Annotated in this window: 7 protein-coding genes; all 7 read left to right on the top strand. The window is 34.5% G+C overall.

Annotation, left to right across the window (positions count from 1 at the left end):
- Window positions 1-47: 47 nt before the first annotated feature.
- The 7 genes from D4A81_RS11370 to D4A81_RS11340 all read left to right on the top strand — a co-directional run bounded on the left by D4A81_RS11370 (window position 48) and on the right by D4A81_RS11340 (window position 13,281).
- Complete coding sequence (locus D4A81_RS11370) at window positions 48-1,550, top strand: DUF4280 domain-containing protein (RefSeq protein WP_111524305.1); 1,503 nt, start codon at window positions 48-50, stop codon at window positions 1,548-1,550.
- Between the two features lie 30 nt (window positions 1,551-1,580).
- Window positions 1,581-3,149, top strand: coding sequence for a leucine-rich repeat domain-containing protein (locus D4A81_RS11365; RefSeq protein ID WP_111524306.1), 1,569 nt, complete (start codon window positions 1,581-1,583; stop codon window positions 3,147-3,149).
- A 114-nt stretch (window positions 3,150-3,263) separates the two neighbouring features.
- Window positions 3,264-4,556: an IS110 family RNA-guided transposase gene (locus D4A81_RS11360; protein WP_111524307.1), complete on the top strand. Its 1,293-nt coding sequence runs from the start codon at window positions 3,264-3,266 to the stop codon at window positions 4,554-4,556.
- A 516-nt stretch (window positions 4,557-5,072) separates the two neighbouring features.
- Complete coding sequence (locus D4A81_RS11355) at window positions 5,073-6,896, top strand: leucine-rich repeat domain-containing protein (RefSeq protein WP_111524308.1); 1,824 nt, start codon at window positions 5,073-5,075, stop codon at window positions 6,894-6,896.
- Window positions 6,897-7,475 carry a hypothetical protein gene (locus tag D4A81_RS11350; protein WP_111524309.1) on the top strand — a complete coding sequence of 193 codons (579 nt, stop codon included), beginning with the start codon at window positions 6,897-6,899 and terminating at the stop codon, window positions 7,473-7,475.
- Between the two features lie 4 nt (window positions 7,476-7,479).
- The gene (locus D4A81_RS11345) at window positions 7,480-8,025 is read left to right on the top strand and encodes a hypothetical protein (protein ID WP_111524310.1); all 546 of its coding nucleotides are present in this window, start codon (window positions 7,480-7,482) and stop codon (window positions 8,023-8,025) included.
- 45 nt (window positions 8,026-8,070) lie between these two features.
- Complete coding sequence (locus D4A81_RS11340) at window positions 8,071-13,281, top strand: DUF6531 domain-containing protein (RefSeq protein WP_242977593.1); 5,211 nt, start codon at window positions 8,071-8,073, stop codon at window positions 13,279-13,281.

The raw sequence follows: 13,281 nt of genomic DNA, 5'->3' as shown, positions 1-13,281 counted from the left end.
AGATATGTTGTAGTAATGGAGTACAAATCCAATGAAAGGGGTGCAAAGTGGCGAACGATATACAGAAAATGTATGAGCATCAGGAAATGAAGGGGTATGGTGGATATGAATATGTGGTAAGAGGTGCAGAGGTTTCCTGTAGCTATGGAAGCAAAACATGCGTATTAAATTTGCCAAAGGATCATGGAATTGTATTAGCAGATGGAAGGCCTATGATAATAACAAGTGATTGTACGGCTCAAAATATAAGAGGATTTGGAATGTGTTATAAGAATAGAAGAAATCCATGTAAATGCAATCATGAACTTAGCGAATGGTCTGTTGAAAGAAAGCAAACTATGCAGATAGAAGACTCTATAACCAAAAAAATGAAGTATGTAGTTACAAAGGACTCTACTACGATATGTAAAATAGGAGGAGTAGTTTCATTCAAAACATCAGGTCAAACATCACCAAGCTATGAGAATATAAATGTTAAAGGTGCTGTGGAGATAGTGGAAGATGTAAAGGGGAGTTGGGAAAGAGGATCTGATGGGAGTGATTTTTTAGGACATGTAAAGGTTAAAAACTCAGGTGCGTATAAATTTGGGATAGGACTATATTATGATAAAACTTGTGGTACGCCGGGAGATGTATTTATCTATGAAAGTAAAATGGGAAAGTTAGAATGCATAGGTGAATATATGATACAAAAACATGTGAAAAAAGAAGAAAAATTTCGAGAAAGTATGTTAGAAATTCGTGAGGACAATTATAAATATGTACCAAGCCCATATTACTGGTACTATTGGATAAATGTAATTCTTTTTGCAGATACAGATTACTATTTTGAAGTTGATTGTCCGGGAGAAAATACATTTGATTATAAACTTATTGGTAATCAGGAAAAAGAAAAATTAGATAGCAATTATACAGCGGGAGTGTGGATTTTAAATCCCGGATTAAAAAAAAGTAATCCTGATGTATATGGCTATTTAAGGTTATTAAATTACCTTTATAAAAATAATAAAGGTAATGAGGTTGTAATTATGTATTTAGCACCGGAATATAATTGGTTAGTTAGAGATTTTATGTCAGTGAGAGTAGCACAGGGAAAAAGTATAGCAAGTGACGGCTCCAATTTTTTGAGTGCAGTATCATTGTCATTTACAGGATTGACATATATCAAAGTGATTCCTGATGCAGTAAAAGCTATAATGGGAAATGCCAGTGCTGCTTTGTCAGGAATAGCACTAATAATTGCACTTCTTCCCAATTCAGTATTGGAAAGAGTAAAAGAAAAAATGTACCAAAATCCAAATGATTGTTTGAAAATCACATTATATGATGTCAGTGATGGAACTAGTATAAATGGTGATTCTAATATAACGAGCTACAAAGTTGAAATCTGTTCAGAATATTCGGAAAATATAAGCATGGAAATCTGTGGTGAAAAATATTTACCGGGGAAATTCCATATGCTTAAAACTCAAGAAATAACTTTACAAAAAATGCAAACGATTAGTGACAATATAGAAGAAATTTTTAAAAATATAGATGAAACTTTTTGAATAAGTATTTATATTATAGGAGCATATTATATGGCTAAAATTTTTAAAAAACATAAATATATATTTATAATATTTTTACTTTGCCTTATCCTTTATGCTATATTATCAAATTTGAAGTGTAGGGTAATAATTAAAAATAATGTCTTTATAGGAATAAAAAGCGGAATTATAGAAAAAAAAGAAGATTTGAAAGTGATAGAGATACCTGATAATGTGACGGGAATTGGGATTTTTGCTTTGGAACACTGTACAAAATTGGAGAGGGTTATATTACCCGACAGCATTAAAGAGATTAGAATGGGAGCTTTTTATGATTGCCCAAATTTAAAAAATATTAATTTGCCTGAAAGATTGGAGGTAATAAGAAAAGCTGCTTTTTCAAATTGCAAATCATTGACTGATGTTAAAATTCCAAATGGAGTCAAAATAATAGAGAAAGGTACATTTGGAGAATGTATTTCTTTAGAAAATATACAATTATCAAATAATACAACGGAAATAGAAGAAATAGCATTTTATAATTGTATAAGTTTAAAAAGTATATATTTGCCGGACAGCTTAAAAAAAATTGGGAGTGCTGCCTTTTTTAATTGCAGCAGCTTATCTACAGTGAATATGCCTGAAGGGATTGAAAGTGTAGGGGGAAATGTATTTGATGGCACTGAAGTCTTTGAAAACAGTGTAGCTGACGAATATGGATCTGTATACCTTGGAAAAGTTCTTTTATATAATAAAGGTTCAAAGGATACAGTTGTAGTTAAAGATTCAACAAAGATAATTGCAAATGCCGCATTTATAAACAACTACAGATTGAAAGAGATCAAACTGCCTGAAGGAATAATTGAAATTGGAGATAACTGCTTTGAGAATTGTGAGGCATTGAAAAAGATAAATATTAAAGAAGGTTTGAAAAAAATAGGAGAAAATTCATTTGTGGGGTCCGGCGTAGAGGAGGTTAAATTGCCTGAAAGTATAACTGAAATTGGATACGGAGCATTTAATAATTGTAAGGACTTGTCAGATATTAATTTACCATCAGGAATAGAGAGGATTGCCGGTTACAGTTTTGAAAATACAAAGTACTTAAACAATATAGAACAGGATGAATATGGATGTAAGTATGTAGAGAATATACTTTTGTCTTCTGAAGATAACGGAAGTTCAATAATCCATATTAAAGCAGGAACCCGGGTGATTGGTGCACAAGCTTTTGAAAACAGAAACGATATTGAAGAGGTATATATTCCTAAAAGTGTAGAAACAATCGATTTTAAGGCATTTTTTCTATGTTCAAATTTAAAAAAAGTGGATTTTGAAGAAGGTATCAAATTGAAAGAAATTAATTATTTTACATTTGTCGGATGTGAAAAAATAGAAAATATTGATTTACCTAACAGCTTAGAAGCAATAAATGCATATTCTTTTGGGGGGTGTTCTTTTACTAAAATAAAAATACCGGAAAATGTAGAATATCTGGATTCATACGCTATCAGGGAATGTTATTCATTAAAGGAAATAGAGTTGCCTGAGAGATTAAGGGGGGAATATCACTGGATTGAGACGGATGGGATTAAGACTCCTAAACTTGTGTTTTATTAAGGAGCTTCCTGTATAATTTAAATGGTAGATGTTGAAAATTGAAAATACCTCAGAGTAAAATAAGACTACTGACTGGCAGGTTGGTAAATCTTATCAAACAGAGAGGTATCTACAATGAAGTCTAACACACAAAATACAAAAATTGAAGCAATTACAGAAACTACTTTGGTGCTCGGAATCGATGTCGGAAGTGAAACGCATTATGCAAGAGCTTTTGATTACCGAGGAATCGAGTATTCTAAGAAACCGTTTAAGTTTAGTAATGATGAGGCCGGATTCGTGACGTTTAAGGCATGGATTCTGGACATCAAAGAAAAGCATGGTAAGGACAAGGTGGTTCCGGGAATGGAGCCTACCGGCCACTACTGGTTCAATCTTGGTAAGTTCCTTCAGGACAACGAGATGAAGCCGGTTCTTGTGAATCCTCATCATGTAAAGAAATCAAAAGAACTCGACGATAACAATCCGACAAAGAACGATCGTAAGGATCCGAAAGTCATAGCAGGACTAGTTAGAGAGGGACGTTACATGATCCCATACCTGCCTGAGGGTGTTTATGCAGATCTTAGAACTGCATCTAACATGAGATTTCAGCTACAAGCGGAGCTTACAAGAATTCAGAATAGGATCAGTCGTTGGTTCAATATATATTTTCCTGAATACAAAACAGTGTACGGGCAGCCGGATGCTAAAAGTGGAATGCTGATTCTTAAGGTGGTGCCACTTCCGGAAGATATCCTGACGTTGGGTATCGATGGTGTGAACCAAATCTGGCGAGATGCGAAGGTGAGAGCAGTTGGGAAAGCTAGGGCAAAGACCCTGATAGAAGCTGCTGAGCACAGTGTTGGAAGCAAAGAAGGTGAAATATCTGCAAGGATGGAAATCCGTATGCTGCTGGAGGATTATGAGTCCAGAAATACTCGTCTTCAGGAAGTAGTAGCTCTGATTGAAGAGCTGGTAAAAAAGATTCCAATGGCTGAAAAGCTGTTGGAAATTAAGGGGGTAGGAATCAAGACGGTGTCGGGATTCCTGGCTGAAGTAGGCGATATAAGCCGCTTCAATAACCCAAAAGAACTGCAGAAACTTGCAGGTTTAGCATTGGTTGAGAATAGTTCGGGTAAACATAAGGGTGAGACAACAATAAGCAGACGAGGTCGAAAGAGACTAAGATATCTGCTCTTCGAGGTTGCAATGTCCCTTGTGTCAAAGAATCCGGAGTTCAGGGAACTCCACTCATACTATATAACCAGAAAGCTGAATCCATTAAAGAAGATGCAGTCGCTGATGGCTGTGGCGGCAAAGCTGCTCCGTGTCTTCTTTGCAATGCTGACCAAGGGCATGGACTATGATCCCAAAAAGCTGGTTGGTGATACAAAGAGACCGGCAGTATATCTGCAGGTAGCATAAGCGTACAATGTAATCAATACAGCGGCCGTCCTATGGGAGGTCACTAAACAAAGCAGAATGTAGCAGATAACGTCCACTGATCACAGTGCTGGTACAGGAAGCGAGTCAGTAATCAACAATACAAAGAATGATCCGGTAGTCGGCGGGAATTGTAACCATGGGGCATGACCCCGTAAAGGAGCATAGCTGACACCCTGGTTATGGGCAGGCAGGACGAAGGAAGTTAGGACCTCTGGAGACAGAGATGATCCTGGTGGATATAGGAGGTTAGCTGCCATAGAGGGATGGGTATACACAAGGCCAGTAAAGCGAAAATCAATGACGTTTTATTTCGTGTACCCTTTTACCGCTATTTTAGTACCAGATACACCGAAATGTTCATAACTCTGGCTTATTTACTGAGACAGACAAGGTCAAAAAACCTTGAATTTTCAACAAAAAACACTTGATTATATATAAGTCAAGAATATAAAGGGGTTAAGGTTATATCTACAAGCTGAATTGAGGGATGTATATATGAAATCAAAATATAAAATTTTGGGGATAATTATAGTTGGAATAATTGCTGTTTTTATATTATATATAGCTTTAAATTTTAGAGGGCATTTAGTTTTAAGGGATAATAAAGTTACTGAATATAAAGCAGGGTTATTAGATAAAAATATAAGAAACTTGGCTGTATACATACCTGAAGGTACAACGGAAATTATGGAGGATGCTTTTTCAGATTGTAAGAGTATAGAGAAAGTATATATTCCGGAAAGTGTAAAAATAATACATAGAAGATCATTCATAGGCTGCAAAAATTTAAAAGAAATAAATTTGCCGGAAAGTTTAGAAAAAATAGACAGAGATGCATTTAATGGGTGTACAAGTTTGGAAGTAATAAGAATTCCTAAAAATGTAGAATATATTGGGGAATCAGCATTTAGCGGATGTACTAATTTAAAAGAAATATCATTGCCACAATCACTTAAAAAGATAAAAGAGATGACATTTTCCGGATGTGAAAACTTAAATAATATAGAATTCCCACAAAATATTACCGATATTGAAATGGGTGCATTTATGGGATGTGAAAATTTGGAGGTCGTAAAACTTCCCGATACTTTAAGTCATATGGAAGATTCTGTATTTTCCGGTTGTAAAGCGTTGAGAGAAGTGGTTTTACCAAATAATTTAAAGTATATAGATGATGCAACATTTAATGGATGCACAAGTCTCTCATCTATATACTTAAGCGATTCTGTTGAAGGACTTGGGTATAATGTTTTTGGAGAGTGTACTAAACTTAGCGAAATAAATATACCTGACAGTATCAGCCGGGTAGGAGCATATTGCTTTGAAGGTACAGAATGGTATAAAAAACTTCCTGTAGATTCAGAGGGATTAAAATATTATAAACATATATTATTTCAGGCAACTTACAATATGGAAGAGGTTTTGATACCAACAGAGACTACTGTAATTGCAGGTGGTGCATTTATGGGTAATGATGAATTAAAAAGTGTTGTTTTATCAGATAGATTAAAGAGTATAGGAGCGTATGCTTTTTCAGGGTGTAGTAACCTTTATAATATAGCAATACCGGAAACTGTGAGCTATATCGGTTCATCAGCATTTTCCAATTGTAAAAGTTTGGAAAATATATCAATACCTGAAAGTATCACTCACATATATGATAATACTTTTGAAAATTGTGAGAAATTTCAGCATATAGAACTGCCTCAAGGACTTGAATATATCGGTAAAGAAGCCTTTAAAGGTTGTACCTTGATAAAAAACACTGTTATTCCAAAGAATGTAAAGCAAATAGATGATGGTGCATTTAGTATGTGTATAAACCTAGAAAATGTAGAGTTTGAGGGGGAACCGCTCTATATCGGCAATTCTTTTTATGATACAAAGTACTATAATAGCATAAAAGAGGATGAGTATAGTTGCAAATATATAGGGAATCATCTTATAGAACTTGTGGATAAAAAAAGAGGAAAGGTTATCATAAAAGACGGAACAATTAGTATAGCAAATAAAGCATTTTCTCAATCCAAGATAAGAAAAATAGTTTTTTCAAAAGAACTGAAAATGATTGGAGAGTCCGCTCTAGGTCATTGCTATAGATTAGAAGATGTAGAGTTTCCGGAAGGGCTGATATATATATCTAAGCTGTGCCTTATGGATTGCAGAAATTTAAAGAGAGTATATATACCTAAGTCGGTGGAAGATCTAGGTAGAAGTATACTCTTAGGCTCAGGCAATGTAAAAGAAGTAATTGTGAGCAAAGAAATAGCGGAAAAGATTGATTTTTATGAAAATGTGAAAGTGAGATATATAGATTAAATGGCAGAAAATTATTATGATAAGCAAATCATCCCTCTAAAAGTAAGGAGCTCCGAAGCTGAAGCTATGTCTTTGGATACGGGGTACTATATAGAAGGCAGACTTGAAACTTTTAGAAAAGAACATTACTTTGATAATTTGTTAAGCATATATATTCCCGAATCTTTTATAGATATGCCGGATGAAATAAAAGAAATAAAATATCCTAACAATTTTAGACCTGAGATAATAAAAACAAATCTTGCCGGAGATGTAAATCTAAGTATTAGCCTTATTAAAGTCAGTGAAGATACAGAAGTAAAAACGTTGGTAACTGATTTTAAAAATCTGCTTTCAAAAGCACATAATGGGATAAAGTTTTTAACATATGATGAATTGGAGAAAGAAGGCTGTGTAAAAATGTATTGCTTTGATTTTATTATACCCGGAATAGATGAGAGAATATATCATAAAACGGGTTTGGGAAAGATAGGTAGAGAAACAGTACAGGTTATGTTTAATTGTAGGGAGCCATTGGCATGGACATGGAAAAAAGCTGTGAATGACATACTTCAAAATATAAAACTGGTAAGAAAGTAGACAGATGGATAGGGAAAAGCAAAAAAAGGAATATTTTAAAAGTTTCAGATACAGATGGCTCAGCGAAAAAATTCGGGAATATGAAGATTATAATATACAGGATTTATCTGAAGAAATAAAAAACATACTGTCAGATGTGATAGAGGAAAAGCGGATATATAAGCTTAAGTATCTTATATTATTTTTCCTTAATACTAGTCTTTATACAAAAAGCTATAAACTTATGATATATGCCTCAGATGAGGGCTTGTATATAGATAAACCTCTAGGTATCGGATATTGGAATCCGGATTTTATGAAAAAAGATTCCTGTAAAATTCGTGAAGAAATGATGAAAGGGATAGGAAAACTTTTATTAAGTGAGTCGGAGATAGAGGAAGGAATAAGGTTTGTTTTAAAGGGATATGATGATATTATTGCAATTCTTTGGAAAAAAGCCTTAGAGTCGATAATGGATACGGATATCTTTAAAGATACATCTAAAGAGTTATTATTTCTCTTTGGTGAATATATGGGAGAACTAAAGCAGGTAAATCTAGATATGTACTAAGTAAAGCGCTAAAAAGGGAGCATACATAGTTGGAAGGGGTGTCTAATGAAGAGAGTAAAGGGAAGTTCTATAAAGTTAAACAGTGATGTAAATATATCAGCTGATAGAGTATTGCTTAAGGGAAAAAAATCAAAGACATATGAAGAATTAAAAGAGCCTTATAAGGATATGTCAAAGGACTTTGAAAGGCTGATTCCAAGGATACTTGGTGCAATGCCTGTTATGTCAGGAGTGCCAAGTGAGAAAGATAAGCTTATGCTAAAACTTATGGGAAGTTTGGCAGCCTGTGCAGGAGTAAAGATAATCAAAAATCAGGATGGAAGTTACAGTGCGGTTTATACAGGTGCGTTAAATCGTGTAAGAAATAATGCAGTGCCGGCAGCTTTAGAACTTAGTGATGTACAGCTAAAGGAAGAAATCTATAAAATTATTTCAAAGATGCTTGAAAAGAACGGTCCTGCCTTTGCTTCATGGAATGAGCTTTTAAAAGATCTTATGAAAAACAACAGTATGGAAGATTTTTTAAAGGGAGCAAGAGGTGCATTATGTGCCATGACGGGAGATCCGGTAAATGCAAATACCGGAAACTTTACATATAGTAAAGAAGATATTATGCTCCGCTCAAAATTTCCCATAGGTTTTATAAGGTCTTATAACAGCAGTGAAAAAAGAACGGGAGTACTTGGAAAAGGTTGGAGACATAGCTATGAAATATCTGTAAGTCGTGAAGAAAACGGATATATATTACATTTATCCGACGGACAGGATGAAGCATACTTTGTGGATGAAGAAGGAAGAATACATTCTGTTTTTGATGATTTAAATCGTTTAAAGCAAACGCAAACAGGATTTATTTACAATGCTGAGAGCGGACTGATATACCTTTTTGATAAAGACGGGAAGCTTTTGCGTATAGAAAGAAAGAATGGTGAGGTAGTTTCTCTTTCTTATGATTCAAAAGACAGACTGCTAGAAGTATCCGGCGAAAGTGGAAGCAAAATAGCTCTTTACTACAATGACTTCGGGAAATTAAGTGAGATAAAAGATCATACCGGAAGAAAAGTAGAGTACAGTTATGAAGGAAATCAGCTTGGCAGAGTATATATTGAGGGAAAACTTACATACAGCTATTACTATAAAGATGAACTTTTGGAAAAGATAAAAAATCCAAGGGGAATCTATGTACTTAAAAACCTATATGACGGTGAAAACAGAGTAAAGATACAAAAATTCGCCGATGGAGGAATAATAAGATATGAGTATAAAAGTGATGAAAGTAAAACCTTTGTCATAAATCAGAATGGAAATGCAGAGGTACATGTACATGATGAGAATTTCAGAAATATAAAAAGTGAGTACGCAGGTGAGTCGGAAAGCTTTACTTATGATACAAGAAATCTGTTGACCTCATATAAGGATAAAAAGGGAAATATAACATCCTATGAGTATGATAAGGAAGGAAAACTTACAAAAGTTACTTTCCCTGATAATCAAAGTGAAGGTATAGACTATGACAGAAAAGGCAATGTAGCAGTCCATTATATAAACGGTGAAGAGATTGAAAAGTATTTCTATGATGATAAAGGAAGAATCATAGAAAGTAAAAATACTTTAGGAGAAAGCACAAAGTTTGATTACAGCAAAGGAAGCCTTATAATAACTTTGCCTGACAATTCCAAAAGAAAAGCTTACTATGATAACAGAGGGAATATATCCGGTATCGAAGAAGAAAACGGTAAAGTAACCACTTATGAGTATGATAACCTTAATCGTGTGATTGCAAGCATTGACGGAGAAGGTAATAAAACAGGGTTTTCCTATGATGAGAGAGACTTATTGACCGCTGTAAAGGATGCTTTAGGAAACACATGTAGATATAACTATACAGAGAATGGGAAGCTGTCTTTATTTGAAGACTTTAGAGGCGGTATAACAAAGATAAACTATAATGAGTTAAATAATATAAATGATTTTACCCTGCCTGACGGTGAGACTTATAGGATGGAGTATGATCTTTGCCAAAATCTTATAAAGGAAGTATATCCTGATGGAGGAGAGGTAGAGTATACTTATAATGCAATAAATCTGGTAGAAAAAAAGACTTTGCAAAATAAGGGTGAGTATAAGTATCACTATGATGCAAACGGAAATCTGATAAAGATAATCGATCCTTTGGGAAATATGGAAGAGTATTCATATGATGAAAGAAACAGACTTATATCCTACAGAGATAAATCCGGAGAGGAAACAGAGTATGAGTATGGAAAACATAGCCTGAATATAACAAATAATCTTGGAACACATAAAATAAAGTATGATATTTTGGGAAGGATAATACTTGAAACAGATGTGTACGGTTTCACAAGAGAATATGAATACAATGAACTTGGAAAAATAAAAAAGATAAAGTCAGGGGAATTTGAAACTCTATACGATTACTATAAAGGTGGTCTTCTACAAAGAAAAACATACCCTGATAAAAGATATGAAATATTCACATATGATAAAAATTTGAATGTAGTAAAAAGGGAGAATGAAAAGGGAGATTATGTTTTATTTACTTATGACAAGCTGAACAGACTTATAGAGGCAAAGAATAACTTTTCACAAAAACAAAGCTTTGAATATGATGCCATGGGAAATGTAATAAAAGAAACGGATGCCATGGGACATATGACAAAATACAATTATTCTCTTGGAGGAAAACTGATATCAGTAATAGATGCCATGGGAAACAGAACGGAATACAATTATGATAAGGTGGGCAGGTTAATTACCGTATATAGACATGAAGGTGATAAAGAACTTATATCAGGTGTTGAATCGGCAAATACTTCCCTAAAAGAACCTATAGATGCAGTAAGTATCCCAAGGGTTACAAGATACAAAAGAGATCTTATGGGAAATATAGTGTCTGTTATAAATGCACTTGGATATGAAGAGACATTTTCATATGATCTTTTAGGAAGAGTGACAGAAAAGAAAGACAGAGAAGGTTATAATACCGCCTATTCCTACACGGAATCCGGAGATATCAAAAGTATTATATACAATGACGGAAAAAGTGTAGAGTACACCTACAACAGCTTAAGACAGTTAAGTCAAGTGAAGGATGCACTCGGTACTATAAATATAGAAGGTGATAAGTTTGGCAGAACCACAAAGGTAGTGGATTATAACGGTGAAGAAGTCAGCTATAGATACGGAAAGTATGGTGAGAGATTAAAGACAGAATATCCTGACGGAAGTAGTGTATCATATGAATACGATAAATATTTAAGACTGACAAGCCTTACATCAGGAAATAAAAGAGTGGATTACACTTATGACAAAGAAGGAAGACTTATCAAAAAAGGTATGTCTGATGAAGTAAGCAGTATCTACGAATATAATGAAAGAGGACTCTTAAGCGGTCTTTGTCATTTAAAGAATAATGTAAAGCTTGAAGAGTATGCCTATGATTATGACCTTTTAGGGAATAAAACAAAGATCGTAAGACATAGGGATGTAAACCCGAATGGAATAAAGGAAAATGATAATAAAGAAAAGATAATACATAAACTATGGGATGATTCATCCACCTTTTATTACAGTTATGATGCCCTAAGCAGACTTATAGAAGTAAAAAGAGGAGACAGACTTGTAAGTAAGTATACCTATGATGCCTATGGAAACAGGGAATCACTAAAAAGTGGTAATGATTTAGAGATAAGATATACTTATGACGCCTTGGACAGACTTATAAAAGAGGGAGGATTACAGGGAAATAAGACATACGAATACGATAAAAGAGGAAATCTTATCGGAATAACAGATAGAGGGAAGAGAGTAAGAGCCTACGAATACGACATCACAGGTAGGCTTGGTTTAAGTTACTCGAAATCAGGAAAAGCAAGAAGCTACAGCTATGACGGTTTAGGAAACAGGATAGGTTTTAAAGAATATGAAAAACAGATAGGCTATGGAGAAGACGGGCTTAAGAGCATCCTGGAAGAAAACTTGTCAGAATTGACACCGTCATATGAAGAAAGCTATATACTTGACAGAACAAAGGCATATCACAACCTTTTGCAAAATAAAACCATAAAAAGAGGTAGTCAGGCAATACAAAGCTACATATGGGACTTTAATGTTGCATATATGGAAGAAGGTGAAAAAGAGTTTACCTATCTACAGGATGAGCTTGGAAGTACAATTCGCCTTATTGAACAGGGAGGAGAAAGTCAAGCTGTATATGGTTATGATGAGTTTGGAGAAGATGCTTATAACACACAGGGACAGATACAGCCATTCGGCTATACAGGTTACAGATATGATAATGTAGCTGATACCTACTTTGCACAGGCGAGAGAGTATATGCCGGGAGTGGGCAGATTTGCAGGAGAGGATTGGATAAAGGGAAGTATAGAGCAGCCATTTAGCCTGAATCAGTATGGGTATTGTTTTGAGAATCCGTTTGGATTGGTGGATTATGATGGAAAGAAGCCTAGAGTTCCATTGGCTAATCCGTCAAATGCTGAACGCCATAGAAAACCTCTGGGAGTAATAAATTATAAACCCAGAGCTCCAATAGCTCCTTTGGCCAATCCATCAAATGCAAAGACACCAAGAGAATATGCAGAAAATGATGTTCTACAAAATAAAAATGGGGCTCCATATGTAGGAGTATTTTATTTAAATATCGAATCAGGTGCTAATGGATTTGGACATGCAGCAATGATGTTGCTTAGAAGTGATGATACAGGGGATTTATACAGCTATGTAGGAGATAATAGCAATAAATTTACAGCAGTATTGTGGGGATATAATAATGCAAATGTAAATTATGCATATGGGATAGATGTGGGAAGTGTATTAAAAGAGAAAAAAGATAAATATACCTTTTACACAGTTACTACAGAGGAAATCAGAGAAGATAATTATAATAGAGCAATATATTTCCCTATAAATAACGAATCCGGCAAGGCAATGGCTCAGTCAGCAAAGGATACCATTTTAGATATTAATGGAATAGGACGTGATGAAAAGGACTATCATGTGTTATTAAATAATTGTGATATGAATGCAAGGACATGGATGCAAGCAGGAGGTATACCAATAGAAACAGGGGGACATATAGCACCAAATAATATATACAAGCACATGGTAGATGAAATAGATAAATGGGGAGATTACTATGCAAATGTAAAATATGGAGATTTAAAAGAAATTTGGGATGAGATTCATAAGAGCAAAAACTGTACTACAGTAGATTAA

The sequence above is a fragment of the Lachnoanaerobaculum umeaense genome (assembly GCF_003589745.1).
Taxonomy (GTDB): domain Bacteria; phylum Bacillota; class Clostridia; order Lachnospirales; family Lachnospiraceae; genus Lachnoanaerobaculum; species Lachnoanaerobaculum umeaense.
This window is presented reverse-complemented; position numbering and strand designations above follow the sequence as displayed.

Excerpts from the sequence above, each read along its gene's own strand:
- D4A81_RS11365 (WP_111524306.1), top strand. The coding sequence starts at position 1,581 with ATGGCTAAAATTTTTAAAAAACATAAATATATATTTATAATATTTTTA.
- D4A81_RS11360 (WP_111524307.1), top strand. The coding sequence starts at position 3,264 with ATGAAGTCTAACACACAAAATACAAAAATTGAAGCAATTACAGAAACT.
- D4A81_RS11355 (WP_111524308.1), top strand. The coding sequence starts at position 5,073 with ATGAAATCAAAATATAAAATTTTGGGGATAATTATAGTTGGAATAATT.
- D4A81_RS11350 (WP_111524309.1), top strand. The coding sequence starts at position 6,897 with ATGGCAGAAAATTATTATGATAAGCAAATCATCCCTCTAAAAGTAAGG.
- D4A81_RS11345 (WP_111524310.1), top strand. The coding sequence starts at position 7,480 with ATGGATAGGGAAAAGCAAAAAAAGGAATATTTTAAAAGTTTCAGATAC.
- D4A81_RS11340 (WP_242977593.1), top strand. The coding sequence starts at position 8,071 with ATGAAGAGAGTAAAGGGAAGTTCTATAAAGTTAAACAGTGATGTAAAT.